This window comes from Mesobacillus thioparans (assembly GCF_965138835.1).
In the GTDB taxonomy this organism is placed as follows: Bacteria; Bacillota; Bacilli; order Bacillales; family Cytobacillaceae; genus Mesobacillus; species Mesobacillus thioparans.
This window is the reverse complement of record NZ_CBCSFH010000028.1, coordinates 1-17268: the sequence shown is the minus strand read 5'-3', so window position 1 is coordinate 17268 and position 17268 is coordinate 1. Positions and strand designations below refer to the sequence as shown.

The 17268-nt window shown below is 48.2% G+C and carries 16 protein-coding genes, 1 rRNA gene, 1 pseudogene and 1 riboswitch; of the genes and pseudogenes, 16 read left to right on the top strand and 2 right to left on the bottom strand.

Annotation, left to right across the window (positions count from 1 at the left end):
* Positions 1 to 11 precede the first annotated feature (11 nt).
* A 5S ribosomal RNA gene (gene rrf, locus ACNAZ4_RS23750) occupies positions 12 to 127 on the top strand.
* A 311-nt stretch (positions 128 to 438) separates the two neighbouring features.
* Positions 439 to 2145 carry a methyl-accepting chemotaxis protein gene (locus tag ACNAZ4_RS23745; RefSeq protein ID WP_415818745.1) on the top strand — a complete coding sequence of 569 codons (1707 nt, stop codon included), beginning with the start codon at positions 439 to 441 and terminating at the stop codon, positions 2143 to 2145.
* A gap of 44 nt (positions 2146 to 2189) precedes the next feature.
* Here ACNAZ4_RS23745 and ACNAZ4_RS23740 read toward each other — a convergent pair.
* Positions 2190 to 2521: pseudogene (locus tag ACNAZ4_RS23740) on the bottom strand (NIPSNAP family protein).
* 246 nt (positions 2522 to 2767) lie between these two features.
* On the opposite strand from ACNAZ4_RS23740, the gene ACNAZ4_RS23735 reads away from it, so the two are divergent.
* From ACNAZ4_RS23735 to purD, 14 genes are all read left to right on the top strand, one after another.
* Entirely contained in the window at positions 2768 to 3310 is a 543-nt protein-coding gene (locus ACNAZ4_RS23735) for a DUF2179 domain-containing protein (RefSeq protein WP_415818743.1), read from the top strand.
* Positions 3307 to 3513, top strand: a complete 207-nt coding sequence (locus ACNAZ4_RS23730; RefSeq protein ID WP_415818741.1) for an NETI motif-containing protein — start codon at positions 3307 to 3309, stop codon at positions 3511 to 3513. The genes ACNAZ4_RS23735 and ACNAZ4_RS23730 overlap by 4 nt, the downstream gene beginning before the upstream one ends.
* A gap of 113 nt (positions 3514 to 3626) precedes the next feature.
* A riboswitch (purine riboswitch) is annotated at positions 3627 to 3728 on the top strand.
* A gap of 137 nt (positions 3729 to 3865) precedes the next feature.
* A complete protein-coding gene (gene purE, locus ACNAZ4_RS23725; protein WP_415818739.1) occupies positions 3866 to 4348 on the top strand; it encodes a 5-(carboxyamino)imidazole ribonucleotide mutase in 483 nt (160 codons plus the stop codon).
* Positions 4335 to 5495, top strand: coding sequence for a 5-(carboxyamino)imidazole ribonucleotide synthase (purK, locus tag ACNAZ4_RS23720; RefSeq protein WP_415818737.1), 1161 nt, complete (start codon positions 4335 to 4337; stop codon positions 5493 to 5495). Before purE ends, purK begins: the two co-directional genes overlap by 14 nt.
* Complete coding sequence (purB, locus tag ACNAZ4_RS23715; RefSeq protein WP_415818735.1) at positions 5492 to 6784, top strand: adenylosuccinate lyase; 1293 nt, start codon at positions 5492 to 5494, stop codon at positions 6782 to 6784. Before purK ends, purB begins: the two co-directional genes overlap by 4 nt.
* A gap of 236 nt (positions 6785 to 7020) precedes the next feature.
* Complete coding sequence (purC, locus tag ACNAZ4_RS23710) at positions 7021 to 7734, top strand: phosphoribosylaminoimidazolesuccinocarboxamide synthase (protein ID WP_415818733.1); 714 nt, start codon at positions 7021 to 7023, stop codon at positions 7732 to 7734.
* Entirely contained in the window at positions 7727 to 7981 is a 255-nt protein-coding gene (gene purS / locus ACNAZ4_RS23705) for a phosphoribosylformylglycinamidine synthase subunit PurS (protein WP_415818731.1), read from the top strand. The genes purC and purS overlap by 8 nt, the downstream gene beginning before the upstream one ends.
* The gene (gene purQ, locus ACNAZ4_RS23700; RefSeq protein WP_415818729.1) at positions 7978 to 8664 is read left to right on the top strand and encodes a phosphoribosylformylglycinamidine synthase subunit PurQ; all 687 of its coding nucleotides are present in this window, start codon (positions 7978 to 7980) and stop codon (positions 8662 to 8664) included. The genes purS and purQ overlap by 4 nt, the downstream gene beginning before the upstream one ends.
* Positions 8648 to 10864 (top strand): phosphoribosylformylglycinamidine synthase subunit PurL, encoded by a 2217-nt coding sequence (gene purL, locus ACNAZ4_RS23695; RefSeq protein WP_415818727.1) that lies wholly within the window; start codon positions 8648 to 8650, stop codon positions 10862 to 10864. The genes purQ and purL overlap by 17 nt, the downstream gene beginning before the upstream one ends.
* The gene (purF, locus tag ACNAZ4_RS23690) at positions 10849 to 12261 is read left to right on the top strand and encodes an amidophosphoribosyltransferase (RefSeq protein WP_415818725.1); all 1413 of its coding nucleotides are present in this window, start codon (positions 10849 to 10851) and stop codon (positions 12259 to 12261) included. Before purL ends, purF begins: the two co-directional genes overlap by 16 nt.
* 262 nt (positions 12262 to 12523) lie before the next feature.
* On the top strand, positions 12524 to 13567 hold the full coding sequence (purM, locus tag ACNAZ4_RS23685) for a phosphoribosylformylglycinamidine cyclo-ligase (RefSeq protein ID WP_415818723.1): 1044 nt from the start codon (positions 12524 to 12526) through the stop codon (positions 13565 to 13567).
* Complete coding sequence (gene purN / locus ACNAZ4_RS23680; protein ID WP_415818721.1) at positions 13564 to 14166, top strand: phosphoribosylglycinamide formyltransferase; 603 nt, start codon at positions 13564 to 13566, stop codon at positions 14164 to 14166. Before purM ends, purN begins: the two co-directional genes overlap by 4 nt.
* Complete coding sequence (purH, locus tag ACNAZ4_RS23675) at positions 14145 to 15683, top strand: bifunctional phosphoribosylaminoimidazolecarboxamide formyltransferase/IMP cyclohydrolase (protein WP_415818719.1); 1539 nt, start codon at positions 14145 to 14147, stop codon at positions 15681 to 15683. The genes purN and purH overlap by 22 nt, the downstream gene beginning before the upstream one ends.
* 66 nt (positions 15684 to 15749) lie before the next feature.
* Positions 15750 to 17012 (top strand): phosphoribosylamine--glycine ligase, encoded by a 1263-nt coding sequence (gene purD, locus ACNAZ4_RS23670; RefSeq protein WP_415818717.1) that lies wholly within the window; start codon positions 15750 to 15752, stop codon positions 17010 to 17012.
* Here the strand turns inward: purD and ACNAZ4_RS23665 are convergent.
* Positions 16990 to 17103 carry an EYxxD motif small membrane protein gene (locus tag ACNAZ4_RS23665; protein ID WP_415818715.1) on the bottom strand — a complete coding sequence of 38 codons (114 nt, stop codon included), beginning with the start codon at positions 17101 to 17103 and terminating at the stop codon, positions 16990 to 16992. The genes purD and ACNAZ4_RS23665 overlap by 23 nt on opposite strands.
* Positions 17104 to 17268 lie beyond the last annotated feature (165 nt).

The following is a 17268-nucleotide window of genomic DNA, read 5'->3' as shown; positions in this document are numbered from 1 at the left end:
CTTTAAAATTGTCTGGTGGCGATGGCGAGAAGGTCACACCCGTTCCCATACCGAACACGGAAGTTAAGCTTCTCAGCGCCGATGGTAGTTGGGGGTTTCCCCCTGTGAGAGTAGGACGCCGCCGGGCATTAAAAAGAACAGCTATAATGGCTGTTCTTTTTTTGTTGTCTGTGCAAGTAAGAGCAGGCTTCACGTAAAACTTGGGGAACAAATGAGAAGCTGTATGACGATAGCTCAACTTCAGATCCCTGCACCAGAAAAGTAATACAAGCTAATCGACAGGCAAAAAGGATTTTAGGTCACAAGGAAGTTTATGTGTCCAATTCATGACATTCCTACACTGTTATTAACAATTTCTCAACTCTTCCGATATTACCTTAGCGTGTATAGTCGTTTTTCTAGGATTGAAAAAGATTACATCTAGGGGGAGCATGTATTTTGGGGAAAAGGAAATCAGGATTGCAGCTGAAATTAGGGACTAAAATCAATTTAATTGTACTGGGCACTGTACTTCTGCTCTCTGTGATCATTGGGGTTATCGTGACCAGGGAAGTGACCGCAGGAATCAAAGCTTTTGCAGTGGAGAAGGCAAAGGGTGACCTGGCTTTAAGTGAGCGGTATATTAACAATAAATTCCCTGGTGAATGGGAAATAAAAAGTGGAAAGCTGTATAAAGGCAACCAAGTTTTTAATGAAAATTATGAGCTCGTCGACAAAATTGGAAATGATACAGGAGATACTGTCACCATTTTTCAGGAAAATACCCGTATTGCTACCAACGTCATGCTGGAAGGAAAGCGGGCTGTTGGGACAACTGTCTCCGACGAGGTTGCTGATGTTGTACTGAAGCAAGGGAAAGCTTTTTACGGAGAAGCAAATGTGGCCGGGCATTCCTATCAAACCGCTTATAAGCCAATAATGGACCAGAACGGCAAGGCGATTGGGATTCTGTACGTTGGATCATCAGAAAAGATCATTGATCAAATTCTGTCTTCTTTTATGACCAAATTCTTGATACAGGTCGTAATCGTCTTGGTCATCGCATCAATAGGAATCTATTGGTTTACACGAATATTAAGAAAAAGGCTTGATGCCATTTCGACAGCCATGGTCAAGGCTGGGGCCGGAGACTTCACAGCTGTCGTGGACGACCGCAGCGGGGATGAATTGACTGACCTTGCGGAAAGTTATAATAACATGAAAGAAAACTTGAGCGCTATGTTACAAGATGTCCTTGAAACTTCAGAGCAGGTTGCGGCGTCATCCGAAGAGCTGACTGCGGGAGCGGAACAGACAAGCCGGGCGACAGAGCAAATAACAGAAGCGATCCAGCAGGTCGCAAGCGGTTCTGATACACAAACACAAGGAATAGAGGAAAGTGCCAGGGCATTGGAGGAACTGGCAAGGGGAGTAGCCAATATTGCCGAGACTTCTTCATTGATTGCTGAATCAAGTACAGAAGCGAGTGTCCATGCGAAACAGGGTGGAGTGTTTGTCGAGGAGACTGCAAGTCAAATGAATATGATCCATACTTCTGTTGAGGAAACAGGAGAAGTGTTCAGTTTGCTGAATGAAAGGTCCCGGGAAATCGACAATATCTCGAGAGTGATTACAGAGATTGCGGATCAGACCAATTTGCTCGCCTTGAATGCGGCCATTGAAGCAGCGAGGGCAGGGGAACACGGCAAAGGGTTTGCCGTTGTTGCTGCAGAGGTCAGGAAGCTGGCTGAACAATCACAAAAATCTTCTTCGCAAATTTCCGATTTGATCAGACAGATTCAACTTGATATGGAGCAGTCCAATGGTTCGATTGAGAATGTTAAAAAAGAAGTATTAAGCGGCCTGGGAATCGTAGAGGGCACCCAAAAAAGCTTTCAGGAAATTCTCCACTACATGGAAAATATGAGTGCACGAATCGAAGAGATGGCAGCCACCGCAGAGCAGATGTCAGCGAGCACAGAGGAAATCTCAGCAACAGTCAATGAGGTATCAACAATCTCTAAGGGTTCTTCTACTCATACTCAAAACGTCGCGACTTCTGCTGAGGAACAATTAGCCTCCATGGAGGAAATTACAGCATCAGCAAATAATTTGTCTACCATGGCAGAAACTTTAAAAGATACAGTTAGCCGATTTAAAATATAAATGAAAACCATCAAGCCATTCCTGGAAGGGCTTGATGGTTTTTTTTATGACTTGTTCAATGGCGTGTCAATTGTGGAATAGATCTTTTCATTCTTAATTTCTAAAAGGTATTCCCTTTTTATATTATCGCGTCCGCCGTGTTCTTCATACCAGCTCTGGATCCGTTTGACGTGTTCAGTGTCATTTCTGACGTTGTTTTCTATGCTTACGTAGTCCTCATAGCTGTCATACTCCCAAATTGCGAAAATTTCCGTTGTTGTCTCATTATGCGGGATATCCATCTTCCTGTTAAGCGGGATCCGTGTTTCAGTTGATTTGGCAGGTTAATCTCATTAAAAAGCCTATTAAATGTTTCGATAAATTCATTTTTTACAATGTAAAATTTTCTTCGATAAAATACTTGTTACAACTCCTTTTTTAATATTTGGTATACTCTGCCGTTTTAAATGAATTGTATTTATATATATAAAAATAAATTTCAATAAGTTTCAAATGGCGTGCTTGAGGAAACCTTAAAATAAGATATCTATTTCATTAGGAGATTTTGCAAGTTACTTTACAACTGATTTGATTAATGCGAACATTAAGGCTTATTAGATGAGATGTCTGGAGGGGTTATTGAATGCTGGAGAATGGTTTTGCCATGGTAGCCATCATCTTAATCATCAATATTGTGTATGTGTCTTTTTTTACAATCAGGATGATCCTGACGTTGAAGGGACAGCGTTATCTGGCTGCAGGACTGAGCATGATCGAAGTTGTGATTTATGTAGTCGGACTTGGGCTGGTACTTGAGAATTTGAATCAGATTCAGAACTTGGTTGCCTACGCTGTCGGTTATGGTATTGGTGTCATCGTCGGGATGAAGATCGAGGAGAAGCTGGCCCTTGGATATATTACAATTAATGTAATTACAAAGGAATACGACAGAGACTTGCCTAAAGCTTTACGGGAAATGGGGTATGGTGTGACAGACTGGGCAGCGCATGGGCTTGAGGGCGACCGGATGGCGTTGCAAATCCTGACGCCGAGGAAATATGAATTGAAGCTTTACCAGACAATCAAAGAGCTTGACCCGAAAGCATTTATCATCGCGTATGAACCGAAAGCGATTCATGGCGGGTTCTGGGTAAAATCGGTGCGGAAAGGAAAGCTGTTCTCATGAGCAAGGTTAGGAAGAAGCAGATGTATGAAGTCGGTGAGCATGAATCAATCGATGATTGTCTTAATAGAATGAAGAAGGACGGATTTGCCCCTGTCCGCAGGATGGAAAAGCCGATCTTCAAGGAAGTTGAAAAAAATGGAGCAGTTGGATATGAGCCTGCTGGCAGGCAGATCATTTTTGAAGCGAAGTTGATAGAAAGCTGAATTGCGTTAATTATTTAAAGTCCTAAACACGAACGATTTAAAATGGAAATTATTTAACGTTCGATTATTGATTGACAAAAAGTCTAAATCGTTGGTAAGATGTAGGTGTCGAAAGTGAAATTCAGTTACTCCCTCGTATAATAATGGGGATATGGCCCATGAGTCTCTACCCGGCTGCCGTAAATGGCCGGACTATGAGGGAAAGTAGTTTTTTAAAGTGAAGGGAAAAGAAATCGCATGTTACTTGCAGGTTTCTTTGTGTATGCACCCGGACGGACTACTTTCTCTTCTATCAGAGGAAGCAGTCTATCCGGGTTTTTTGTTTTGGAAACTCCAAAGGGAGGTTAGGGAAATGACGGTTGCGGTCATAATGGGGAGCAAATCGGATTGGGAAACGATGAAGCATGCTTGTGACATGCTCCATCGTCTAGAAATTTCTTATATAAAGAAAGTGGTTTCCGCTCATCGGACACCGGATTTAATGTTTGAGTTTGCTGAGAATGCGAGAGATGAAGGAATCAAAGTCATCATCGCCGGAGCGGGCGGAGCAGCTCATCTGCCTGGGATGGTTGCAGCGAAAACCACGCTTCCGGTAATCGGGGTGCCAGTGCAGTCGCGAGCGCTCAACGGCCTGGATTCCTTGTTATCGATTGTCCAGATGCCTGGCGGCGTCCCTGTTGCGACAGTGGCGATCGGAAAGGCAGGAGCAACGAATGCAGGATTGCTTGCGGCACAGATTTTGGGTGCATTTGATGGTGAAGTTGCGGAAAGGCTGGCGCGTTTACGGGAAGAAACAAAAATGTCAGTGATGGAAAGCAGTGATGAGCTTGTCTAAATTGATTTTACCAGGAGAGACGATCGGAATCATTGGCGGCGGGCAGCTTGGCAAGATGATGGCGCTGTCGGCAAAAGCGATGGGGTTCAGGGTGATTGTGCTTGACCCGACAGAGGATTGTCCGTGCGGACAGGTTGCTGACGAGCAGATTGTCGGCGGTTATGCTGACCTGGAAAAAATAAAGCAGCTGTCCGAACGGAGTGATGTGATCACTTATGAGTTTGAGAATATCGACGCTGATGCGCTTGAATGGTTGAATAAGTATGCCTATGTACCGCAGGGGACCGAATTGCTTAGGGTCACTCAGGACAGGATAGAAGAGAAGCGCTATATCGAGGCAGCCGGGGTGAGAGTGGCTCCCTATGTGGCAGTGACAAGAGTGGAAGATGTCAGGAATGGTGTTGAGGAGCTAGGTCTGCCGGCAGTATTGAAGACGGCACGAGGCGGTTATGATGGCAAAGGCCAGCTGGTGCTCAGGTCCATTGATGACATCCCATTGGCTGAAACACTTGTCAGCCAGGGTGAATGTGTGCTGGAGAAATGGATTCCGTTTGAAAAAGAAATTTCCGTGATCATCACTCGCGGGACTACTGGTGAGACAGCCGTTTTTCCGGTCGCGGAAAATATCCATAAGGAAAATATCTTGCATCAGACCATTGTGCCGGCGAGAATCAGCGCGAGGGCTAAAGCAAAGGCTATAGAGGCAGCGAAACAAATTGCTTCAGCATTAGGGTTGGTTGGAACGCTGGCAGTTGAAATGTTTTTGGCTGAAAATGATGAGCTTTACATAAATGAACTGGCACCGAGACCGCATAATTCGGGGCATTATAGTATTGAAGCCTGTGAGACTTCGCAGTTCGAGCAGCATGTCAGGGCAGTATGCGGCTGGCCGTTGGGCAATACGAACTTGCTGAAGCCTGCTGTGATGGTGAATATCCTTGGTGAGCACCAGCAGCCATTGCTGGAAAGAATCGCTGAATTGCAGGATTGGAAGATTCACTTATATGGCAAAAAAGAAGCAAAGCATAAACGGAAAATGGGGCATGTGACCCTTTTACGAGAGACAGTAGAGAACGCGCTTGAGGAAGCTGAGCAAAGCGGCATCTGGGAAAGTGCAGCAGAAATGATCGGAGGACAAAAAAGATGATAGATCGTTATACAAGGCCGGAAATGGGAGCAATTTGGACGGAGGAAAACCGCTTCAAAGCGTGGCTTGAGGTTGAGATCCTCGCATGTGAAGCCTGGGCAGAGCTTGGGGAGATTCCAAAAGAAGATGTGAAGAAGCTGCGTGAGAATGCTTCTTTTGATATTGACCGGATCAAAGAAATCGAAGAAGAGACACGTCATGATGTGGTTGCTTTTACGAGGGCGGTGTCTGAAACGCTTGGCGAAGAACGCAAATGGGTGCATTATGGCCTGACTTCGACGGATGTGGTCGATACAGCTCTATCATATGTGCTTAAACAGGCGAATGAGATTTTGCTGAAGGACCTTGAGAACTTTGTTGAGATTTTGGCGAATAAGGCAAAAGAACATAAATACACAGTCATGATGGGACGTACGCATGGTGTCCATGCCGAACCGACGACTTTCGGCTTGAAACTGGCGTTATGGCTTGAGGAAATGAAGCGCAATCTTGAGCGCTTTAAAATGGCTTCCCGCGATGTGGAATTCGGCAAGATTTCCGGTGCGGTTGGAACATACGCGAATATCGATCCATTCGTGGAATCATATGTTTGTGAAAAATTAGGGCTGCAGCCAGCACCGATTTCCACTCAGACTTTGCAGCGTGACCGCCATGCTTTTTATATGTCGTCACTGGCATTGATTGCGACTTCGATTGAAAAATTCGCGGTGGAGATCCGCGGATTGCAGAAGAGCGAAACTCGTGAGGTTGAGGAGTTTTTTGCGAAAGGGCAGAAGGGTTCATCGGCGATGCCTCATAAGCGCAACCCGATTGGTTCTGAAAACATGACCGGAATGGCGAGGGTCATCCGCGGTTATATGACAACAGCTTATGAGAATGTGCCACTGTGGCATGAGCGTGATATCTCGCATTCTTCTGCTGAGAGAATTATTTTACCGGACGCAACAATTGCGTTGAACTATATGCTGAACCGCTTTGGCAATATCGTCAAGAACCTGACGGTGTACCCGGAGAACATGAAGCGCAATATGGACCGGACACTGGGCTTGATTTATTCACAGCGTGTGCTGCTTGCGTTGATCGACAAGGGTATGTCCCGTGAGGAAGCATACGATACAGTTCAGCCTCGCGCAATGGAGGCATGGGAAAAGCAGGTGCAGTTCCGCAGCCTGATCGAACAGGATGAAAAGATTTCCGTACTGCTGAGTGAAGCAGAAATCGATGACTGTTTTGATTATAACTACCATATCAAGCATGTGGATATGATTTTCGAAAGACTGGGACTTTAATACGAACAGGGCAAGATTTCTTGCCCTTCTTTTATCTGATAAGAAAAGTGTAGAAATTTAACTGCGAGAATTGTCCAGTTCCAGCGCCTAGCCCCTCGAGTCGCTTCGGTCCGCCCGATGAAGTCAAAGAACGACTTCTTCGGTCGGCCCTCCAGCGCTTGTCGGGGCTGAGCAAGGCGCTTGCACTTTTCGATGTGACTGAAGATTGCCAATTATCTCAATCGGAGGGCGTTGAAATGGAAGAGCTGTTATACGAAGGGAAAGCGAAGCGGATTTACGGTACAGATCAAGAGGATGTAGTCAGGGTTCAATATAAGGATTCTGCGACTGCCTATAATGGCGAGAAAAAAGCAGAGATTGTCGGCAAGGGCAGGCTGAATAACGAGATTACGAGTCTATTATTCTCTAAGCTTAGCGACGCGGGAATTCCGTCTCATTTTATTGAGAAAATTTCCGGGAATGAGCAGCTCGTGAAGCGTGTGCAGATCATCCCACTCGAAGTGGTTGTCCGGAATTTCGCTGCAGGCAGTTTTTCAAAGCGCCTTGGCGTTGAGGAAGGCAAAAAGCTTTCGAGGCCTATCGTTGAGTTTTACCTGAAGGATGATGCGCTTGGCGACCCGCTGATTACGGATGAACATGTGGATGTGCTGAGTCTTGCGACTGCAGATGAAGTGGCTGAGTTGAAGGCAGCGGCGTTGAAAATCAATGAAGTTCTTGGCGGGTTTTTCACAGAAATAGGTGTGAGATTAATAGATTTTAAGCTTGAGTTCGGTAAGGATGCTGACGGCAACATCCTGCTCGCGGATGAGATTTCGCCTGATACGTGCAGGCTTTGGGATATGGAGACGCAGGAGAAGCTTGACAAAGATGTGTTCCGCCGCGATTTGGGGAACCTGACAGATGCTTACGAAACCATTTTAACGAGATTGGGAGGACAATTGCATGTATAAAGTGAAGGTGTATGTGACGTTAAGGGAAAGTGTTTTGGATCCGCAGGGGACAGCTGTTAAAAATGCACTTGCGACACACGGTTACGAAGGGATCCAGGAAGTCCGCATCGGTAAATATATGGAATTGACTCTTGATGAAACGGTTAAGGATGTTGATGGTGCTGTTAAGGAAATGTGTGATCGCCTGCTGGCAAATCCGGTGATCGAGGACTACAGGTATGAAGTCGAGGAGGTTGTTGCACAGTGAAATTTGCGGTGATCGTTTTTCCGGGTTCGAACTGTGACATCGACATGTACCACGCGGTAAAAGATGAGCTTGGCGAAGAAGCAGAGTATGTCTGGCATGATGCTGAGAGCCTTGAAGGCTATGATGCTGTGCTTTTGCCTGGAGGTTTCTCCTATGGAGATTACTTAAGATCTGGCGCGATTGCGCAATTTAGCAATGTCATGAAGGAAGTCATGAAAGCGGCTGAAGCAGGAAAACCAGTGCTTGGTGTTTGCAACGGATTTCAGATTTTGCTTGAGGCAGGCCTGCTTCCAGGGGCGATGCGCCGCAATGACAGCCTGAAGTTCATCTGCAAGCAGGTCGAGCTTAAGGTAGAAAATAACGAAACCATGTTCTCTGCAGGCTATGAGAAAGGCGAGGTCATCACGATTCCGGTTGCGCATGGTGAAGGCAATTATTATTGCGATGACGAAACTCTTGCTCGTTTAAAGGCCCATAACCAAATCGTGTTCACATACAATGGCGAGAATCCGAACGGAAGCCTTGAGAATATTGCGGGAATCATCAATGAGCGAGGCAATGTCCTCGGAATGATGCCTCATCCGGAGCGTGCAGTCGACGAACTGCTAGGCGGCGCGGACGGCCTGAAGCTTTTCAAATCGATCGTCAAACAATGGAGGGAAGCATATGCGCTTAATGCTTGAACCAAGTCCAGAGCAAATTAAACAGGATAAAATTTATCGTGAAATGGGACTGTCAGACAGCGAGTTTGCTTCTGCCGAAAAGATTCTTGGCCGTACTCCCAACTACACAGAAACAGGTTTGTTCTCGGTCATGTGGTCGGAGCATTGCAGCTACAAGAACTCGAAGCCTGTCCTGAAAAAGTTCCCTGTCACCGGCGAGCGTGTTTTACAGGGACCGGGTGAGGGCGCGGGGATCGTTGATATTGGTGATGGCCAGGCGGTCGTTTTCAAAATTGAAAGCCATAATCATCCTTCCGCAATCGAGCCTTATCAGGGTGCTGCGACGGGTGTCGGCGGCATCATCCGTGATGTTTTTTCGATGGGAGCAAGGCCAATTGCATTATTGAATTCCCTACGTTTCGGCGAACTTGAGTCGCCGCGGGTAAAATATTTGTTTGAACAGGTTGTTGCTGGTATCGCCGGTTACGGAAACTGCATCGGCATTCCGACGGTCGGCGGTGAGGTTCAGTTTGATGGTGCTTATGAAGGCAACCCGCTTGTGAACGCAATGTGCGTCGGACTGATCAACCATGAGGATATCAAGAAGGGCCAGGCGCATGGTACCGGAAATACGGTCATGTATGTTGGCGCGAAAACTGGTCGTGACGGGATCCATGGTGCGACATTCGCTTCCGAGGAATTGAATGAAGCTTCTGAAGAGAAGCGTCCTGCAGTACAGGTTGGCGATCCGTTCATGGAAAAATTGCTGTTGGAAGCTTGCCTTGAGCTTGTGAAAAATGATGCGCTTGTTGGCATCCAGGACATGGGAGCGGCCGGTTTGACGAGTTCATCTGCCGAGATGGCGAGCAAGGCTGGTTCCGGGATTGAGATGAATCTCGACCTCGTGCCGCAGCGTGAAACAGGGATGACTGCATATGAAATGATGCTGTCTGAGTCCCAGGAGCGCATGCTGATTGTTGTGGAAAAAGGACGTGAGCAGGAAATCATCGATCTTTTTTCAAAATATGAGCTTGAAGCGGTTGCGATTGGCCATGTGACGGACGATAAGATGCTTCGTCTTTTACATAAAGGGGAAGTGGTTGCGAATGTTCCGGCAGATGCCCTTGCTGAAGAGGCACCTGTCTACTACAAGCCATCCAGCGAACCAGCTTATTTCCGTGAGTTCCAGAACATGGACAATGAAGTGCCAGAAGTTGAAAACTATGAAGCTACTCTTCTGCAGCTGCTCCAGCAGCCTACGATCGCTAGTAAAGAGTGGGTTTATGACCAATATGACCATATGGTGCGCACGAGCACAGTCGTTTCTCCGGGTTCGGATGCTGCTGTTGTAAGAGTTCGCGGCACAGAGAAAGGTCTCGCGATGACGACGGACTGCAACTCGCGCTATATCTATCTCGATCCGGAAACAGGCGGGAAGATAGCCGTTGCCGAAGCGGCGCGCAACATTGTCTGCTCTGGCGGCGAACCGCTGGCAATCACGGACTGCCTGAATTTCGGGAATCCTGAGAAGCCGGAGATTTTCTGGCAATTTGAAAAAGCGGTCGATGGCATGAGTGAAGCGTGCCGGACATTGAGCACGCCTGTCATCGGCGGGAATGTGAGTCTGTATAACGAAACGAATGGAACAGCGGTTTACCCTACACCGGTTGTCGGTATGGTTGGATTAGTTGAAAACCTGAAGCACGTAACAACACAGCATTTTAAGAATGCCGGTGATTTGATTTATCTTTTGGGTGACACGAAGGATGAGTTTGGCGGCAGCGAGCTGCAAAAGCTTATTCATGGCCGGATTTTTGGCAAGGCGCCTGAACTTGATTTAGAAGTGGAAGCCAGCTATCAAGCTCAGGTTTTATCAGCGATCAGAAATGGCCTTGTTGCATCTGCGCATGATGTCGCGGAGGGCGGCGTGGCGGTTGCGCTTGCTGAATCCGTGATCGGCAGCAAGGGTTTGGGAGCTGTGGCTGAACTGGAAGGTAATGCTGTATCGGCATTGTTCAGCGAATCGCAATCCCGCTTCATTTTGTCGATAAAACCAGAAAACCAGATTGAGTTTGAGAGCTTAACAGACGCGGTGCTGATCGGGAAAGTAGTTGAAACTCCAATATTAAAAGTTGATGTCAATGGAGAAAACGTGATCAATCATGATACAGAGGGGCTGAAAAAGGCCTGGAAAGGAGCCATCCCATGCTTGCTGAACTAAAAGGCTTGAATGAGGAATGCGGCGTTTTTGGAATCTGGGGACATCCCGAGGCAGCACAAATCACTTATTACGGCCTTCACAGCCTGCAGCATCGAGGACAGGAAGGCACGGGTATAGTGGTTACGGATGGCGAGCAGCTTAAGGGGCGGAAAGGCGAAGGACTGGTAACGGAAATTTTCACCGCAGATGCGATGGAAGACCTCCAGGGGGTCGGCGCCATCGGCCATGTCCGCTATGCGACGGCAGGAGGAGGCGGCTACGAGAATGTCCAGCCGCTTCTATTCCAATCGCAAAGCGGCGGCCTGGCTCTTGCCCATAATGGCAATCTCGTAAATGCAGATGCCTTAAGGAATCAGCTTGAAGCACAGGGCAGCATCTTCCAGACGAGTTCAGATACTGAGGTGCTGGCCCATCTGATTAAGCGCGGCGGTTTCAGCCAGATGAGGGACCGAGTGAAAAATGCCTTGCCAATGCTGAAGGGTGCTTATGCCTTTCTGATCATGACCGAGACAGAATTCATGGTCGCACTTGATCCGCATGGGCTACGTCCTTTGTCATTGGGAAGACTCGGCGATGCGTATGTAGTAGCGTCTGAAACTTGTGCATTCGACATCATCGGAGCAGAGTTTGTCAGGGACATCCTTCCTGGCGAGCTGCTCGTGATCGATGCAGACGGCCTTCATTCCGAAATGTATTCAATGAGCTCCTCAACGGCGATTTGCACGATGGAATATATTTATTTTTCCCGTCCGGACAGCAACATCCACGGCATCAACGTCCATGCGGCCCGCAAGAATCTCGGCAAGCAGCTGGCAAAAGAAGTGCCGATCCAGGCGGATGTGGTCACAGGTGTACCTGATTCCAGTATTTCTGCGGCCATCGGCTATGCCGAGGAATCAGGCATTCCGTACGAAATGGGCCTGATCAAAAACCGTTATGTCGGCCGCACCTTCATCCAGCCTTCCCAGTCACTGAGGGAGCAGGGTGTGAAAATGAAGCTTTCACCGGTGCGCGGGATTGTTGAAGGCAAGCGTGTCATCATGGTCGACGACTCGATCGTGCGCGGCACGACCAGCCGACGGATCGTGAAGATGCTAAAGGAAGCAGGTGCGACCGAAGTACATGTCGTCATCAGCTCACCACCGATCCAGAACCCGTGCTTTTACGGAATCGATACCTCGACTCGCGAGGAGCTGATTGCTTCGGAACATTCGGTCGAAGAGATTCGTGAATTGATCGGTGCGGATTCGCTGACATTTTTAAGTGTTGAGGGCATGCTGGAGGCAATCGGGCGCAATGAACCTGGCGAAACGCGCGGCCAGTGCCTGGCTTGTTTTACAGGTAAGTATCCCACCGAAATCTATCCGCAGGCCGTGTCTGCCGGGCAGAAGTGCTGATCGGTTTTATTTTCCAGTAAAAGGAATACGGTGCGATTCCGCTGAATGATTACGTAATTATGATGGTTTTTTGCGCAATACTGCTGAATGATTACGCAATTATAGTGGTTTCTTGCGCAATTCCATCGTGTGATCACGCAATTAATAATAGACCAACGAAATTCTGCGCTATCCACGTGCAATTATGTTAAATGAACAAGTAACTTTATAAGAGTGAAATAAATTCAGTTTAAGAAAAACAGCCAAATCGGAGGTAGTGAACATGGCAAATGCGTATAAGCAGGCTGGTGTGGATATAGAGGCCGGGTACGAGGCGGTCGAACGGATCAAAAAGCATGTGAATCGGACGGTCAGGCCGGGTGTGTTCGGGGCTCTGGGCGGATTCGGCGGAATGTTCGACCTTTCCAGTCTCGGGCTGAAGGAGCCGGTGCTCGTTTCAGGTACGGATGGTGTCGGCACGAAGCTGATGCTGGCGTTCATGATGGACCGCCATGATACAATCGGCATTGATGCGGTTGCGATGTGTGTGAATGACATCGTTGTCCAGGGAGCGGAGCCATTATATTTCCTCGACTATATTGCCTGCGGAAAGGCCGAACCTGAAAAAATCGAAGCGATTGTCAAAGGGATTGCCGATGGCTGTGAGCAGGCCGGCTGCGCGCTTGTTGGCGGCGAGACGGCGGAAATGCCAGGGATGTACTCTCCGGAAGAATACGATTTGGCTGGTTTTTCGGTCGGGGCCTGTGAAAAAGCGGATATCATTGCAGGCAAGCAAATCAAGGAAGGCGATGTGCTGATCGGGCTTGCATCAAGCGGAATCCACAGCAATGGCTACTCGCTTGTGCGCAAGGTGTTTTTTGAGCAGGCCGGCTGGGAGCTTGACCGACATGTAGAGGAGTTCGGCTGCACACTTGGCGAAGAGCTGCTGAAGCCGACCCGCATTTATGTAAAATCGGTGCTTGCCGCGATGAAGCAATTCGAGCTTAAAGGGCTTGCCCACATCACGGGCGGCGGTTTTATTGAAAACATCCCGAGGATGCTGCCAGAAGGACTTGGCGCTGAGATCGAGGAAGGCAGCTGGGAAATTCCTCAGGTATTCAGGACACTGGAAGAATTAGCCCAACTCGACCGCGAGGAAATGTATAATACGTTTAATATGGGCGTTGGCATGGTAGTGGCAGTTGATTCGAAAATCGCACCTGAACTTGTTGAGTTTTTCAGTGAAAATGGTGAGCGCGCTTCGGTGATTGGCACAGTCACTGGTTCTGAAGGAATCCAGATAAAAGCGGCTGGTGAAGCAATATGAAAAAAATCGCGATATTTGCAACTGGAAGCGGGAGCAATTTCCAGGCGCTTGCGGTTGCTGCCCAGTCAGGAAGCCTGAATGCTGAGATCAGCCTGCTTGTATGCGACAAGCCGGGTGCATTTGCTGTAGATCGGGCCGAAATGCTTGGGATTCCTGCCCTGGTCATCAGCCCGAAGAGTTATCCATCAAAGGAAGCATATGAGGAAGAAATTTTACAAAAACTAACCGGCCTGGAAGTAGACATGATTGTTTTGGCGGGCTACATGCGGCTGATTGGCCCGACATTGCTGAATGCGTTTGAGGGGAAAATCATCAATATCCACCCGTCGCTGCTACCGGCTTTTCCTGGGAAGGATGCAATCGGCCAGGCGCTGGCAGCGGGAGCCGAGACAACGGGAGTGACCATTCACTATGTCGATGAGGGGATGGATACCGGCCCGGTTATCGCGAGTGCGTCAGTAAAAATTACTCTCGGTGAGACACGGGAGTCACTCCAGAAGAAAATACAGCGGATCGAACACAGCTTATATCCAGAGGTTCTGGAGGAGCTGCTGAACGGAAATGAGGAGGCAGTACAATGGGAAAAAAGCGTGCACTGATCAGTGTTTCGAATAAAGAAGGAATAGTGGAATTAGCAAAGGAACTAGTTGAGCTTGGATTTGAAATCGTCTCGACTGGAGGCACGAAGAATGCGCTGAAAGAAGGCGGAGTTCCGGTCATCGGCATCAGTGATGTCACTGGTTTTCCGGAAATTCTCGAAGGCCGCGTCAAGACGCTCCATCCAAAAATCCATGGCGGATTGTTGGCAAAGTATGACGATCCTTCCCACCAGGCTCAGCTGTCTGAGAACGAAATCGGAAAAATCGAACTTGTCTGCGTCAACTTGTATCCTTTCAAAGAAACCATTTCAAAGCCAGACGTGACACCGGAAAATGCGATCGAGAACATCGATATCGGCGGTCCGGCAATGCTGCGCGCCTCTGCTAAAAATCATCAATACATAACTGTGCTCGTCGATCCTGCCGACTACAATCAGGTAATCGAAGAATACAAAAATAACAATGAAACAACTTTGAAAACGCGCCGCACCCTCGCTGCGAAGGTGTTTCGCCACACTGCAGCTTATGATGCGCTGATTGCGGAATATATGACGAATCTTGCCGGCGAGGAACAGCCGGAAAAAATGACGGTTACTTACGAGTTGAAGCAAAGCCTTCGATATGGCGAGAACCCGCATCAGAAAGCTGCTTTTTACCAGAAGCCGCTTGGCTCGGCATTTTCGGTTGCGGCTGCTGAACAGCTTCATGGGAAAGAGCTTTCCTATAATAATATCAATGACGCTAATGCTGCCTTGCAGATTGTAAAAGAATTCTCTGAGCCTGCTGCCGTTGCCGTCAAGCATATGAACCCATGTGGTGTCGGCACTGGAAAAAATCTATTTGATGCTTTCGGAAAAGCGTTTGAAGCCGATCCGATTTCAATTTTCGGCGGCATCATCGCGCTGAATCGCGAGGTTGATGGAGAGACTGCACGAAAGCTGTATGAAATCTTCCTGGAAATCATCATCGCGCCTTCTTTTAGCGACGAGGCTCTTGAGATTTTAACGGGTAAGAAGAATCTTCGTTTGTTGAAGGTTTCATTCGATGGCAATGGAGCCGGGGAAAATACCCTCTCCTCAATCGAGGGAGGCTTGCTTGTCCAGGAGCAGGATGCCTTCGGATTTGAGGACGCTGAAATTTCTGTTCCGACGAAACGCAAACCAACGGAAGCTGAGTGGGAAGCGCTGAAGCTCGGCTGGAAGGTTGTAAAGCATGTTAAATCGAACGCAATAGTTGTAACCGATAAGGATATGACGCTTGGAATCGGTGCCGGGCAGATGAACCGTGTCGGCGCAGCGAAAATCGCCCTTGAACAGGCAGGCTCGAAAGCGGAGGGAGCCGCACTTGCATCTGATGCCTTCTTCCCGATGGACGACACTGTCGAAGCGGCGGCAAAAGCAGGGATCACGGCCATCATCCAGCCAGGCGGGTCTGTCCGTGACGAAGATTCAATTAAAAAGGCAGATGAATATGGCATTGCGATGGTGTTTACCGGAGTAAGGCATTTCAAGCATTAATTTTGGTTTGTTCGACAGGACGCAGGTCAGGAAAAAGCAGTTCTGAACTAAACGGAGGTGCGTGATATGAAGGTTTTGGTGGTGGGCAAAGGCGGCCGGGAACATGCGATTTGCAAGAAGGTCAGTGAGAGTCCGCTTGTGGCGGAGATTTTTGTGGCTCCAGGCAATCCGGGCATGGAGGATTGCGCCAAGCTGGTCTCGATAAATGAAAGTGATACAGAGGAACTTGTTTCTTTTGCGAAAGAGCAGCAAATCGGGCTGACGATCATCGGTCCGGAGGTTCCCTTGCTGGAAGGTCTTGCTGACAGGTTCATCGAAGAGGGACTAAAGGTTTTTGGTCCGCGAAAAGCGGCAGCGATCATCGAGGGCAGCAAATCGTTCGCTAAGGACCTGATGAAAAAGTATGGCATTCCTACACCTGCTTATGAGACATTCACGGACTATGCCGAGGCAAGGGACTATCTTGTAAGGGTCGGCGCTCCGATTGTCATTAAAGCCGACGGACTGGCAGCGGGAAAAGGTGTCGTTGTCGCAATGACGTTGGAGCAGGCGGAACAGGCGCTGCAGGAAATGCTGCTTGACGGCAAATTTGGCGAAGCCTCCGCAAGCGTGGTCATGGAGCAATTTTTAACAGGGGAAGAGTTTTCGCTGATGGCGTTCGTGAACGGAGAAACTGTGGTCCCGCTTGAAATTGCCCAGGACCATAAGCGTGCCTTCGACGGCGACAAGGGGCCGAACACCGGCGGGATGGGTGCCTATTCGCCGGTTCCGCATATCAAAAAGGATTCGATCGAAGAAGCAGTGCAGAAAATCCTCATTCCTGCGGCGATTGCGATGGAAATGGAAGGCAGGAGCTTTACAGGTATCCTTTATGCCGGGCTGATCGAGACGGCAGAAGGTCCAAAAGTGATTGAATTCAATGCAAGATTCGGCGACCCGGAAACACAGGTGATCCTGCCGAGGATGAAATCGGATTTGGTCGAGGTGATCCTCGAATTGCTTGAAGGGTGCAAGCCTGAAATTGAATGGCATGAGGAAGCGATGGTCGGCGTGGTGGTCGCGGCCAATGGCTATCCTGAGGAGTATGAAAAAGGGGCTGAACTCAAAGGCATTGAGGGTTTGTCAGATGTTTTCCATGCAGGAACGGCGAAAAACAGCCAGGGTAAGTTCGTGACAAACGGCGGCAGGGTGCTGCTTGTCGGTGCTAAAGCGGACTCGCTAAAAGAAGCGCAGCAAAAAGTGTATGCTGAGCTAGAAAAGCTCGACTGCCCGGAAACCTTTTATCGCAAGGATATCGGCAGCAGAGCTATCGGGTACGTCTCTTGCTAGCTCTCTTCATATAGACGAGAAGCAGGGCGATGATGCTTCCGACGAGTGCGATCCAGACGAAGCTTACGTCCATGATATATTCCCAAAACATTGAATCATCTCCTTTTTGGAAGCCCCCGGGTCATGGGGGCTTTATTTTATTGTATAGCGTACAATGTCAAATACTTTTTTAAGTTTTTTGGGTAACTCAAACACACTTACCGTAAATTCTATTTTTTACCAGTAACAATTAACCAAGTTTATTAAAAACAGATGC

Coding starts and splice junctions, on each gene's coding strand:
- ACNAZ4_RS23735 (WP_415818743.1), top strand. CDS start 2,768: ATGCTGGAGAATGGTTTTGCCATGGTAGCCATCATCTTAATCATCAAT.
- ACNAZ4_RS23730 (WP_415818741.1), top strand. CDS start 3,307: ATGAGCAAGGTTAGGAAGAAGCAGATGTATGAAGTCGGTGAGCATGAA.
- purE (WP_415818739.1), top strand. CDS start 3,866: ATGACGGTTGCGGTCATAATGGGGAGCAAATCGGATTGGGAAACGATG.
- purK (WP_415818737.1), top strand. CDS start 4,335: ATGAGCTTGTCTAAATTGATTTTACCAGGAGAGACGATCGGAATCATT.
- purB (WP_415818735.1), top strand. CDS start 5,492: ATGATAGATCGTTATACAAGGCCGGAAATGGGAGCAATTTGGACGGAG.
- purC (WP_415818733.1), top strand. CDS start 7,021: ATGGAAGAGCTGTTATACGAAGGGAAAGCGAAGCGGATTTACGGTACA.
- purS (WP_415818731.1), top strand. CDS start 7,727: ATGTATAAAGTGAAGGTGTATGTGACGTTAAGGGAAAGTGTTTTGGAT.
- purL (WP_415818727.1), top strand. CDS start 8,648: ATGCGCTTAATGCTTGAACCAAGTCCAGAGCAAATTAAACAGGATAAA.
- purF (WP_415818725.1), top strand. CDS start 10,849: ATGCTTGCTGAACTAAAAGGCTTGAATGAGGAATGCGGCGTTTTTGGA.
- purM (WP_415818723.1), top strand. CDS start 12,524: ATGGCAAATGCGTATAAGCAGGCTGGTGTGGATATAGAGGCCGGGTAC.
- purN (WP_415818721.1), top strand. CDS start 13,564: ATGAAAAAAATCGCGATATTTGCAACTGGAAGCGGGAGCAATTTCCAG.
- purH (WP_415818719.1), top strand. CDS start 14,145: ATGGGAAAAAAGCGTGCACTGATCAGTGTTTCGAATAAAGAAGGAATA.
- purD (WP_415818717.1), top strand. CDS start 15,750: ATGAAGGTTTTGGTGGTGGGCAAAGGCGGCCGGGAACATGCGATTTGC.
- ACNAZ4_RS23665 (WP_415818715.1), bottom strand. CDS start 17,103: ATGTTTTGGGAATATATCATGGACGTAAGCTTCGTCTGGATCGCACTC.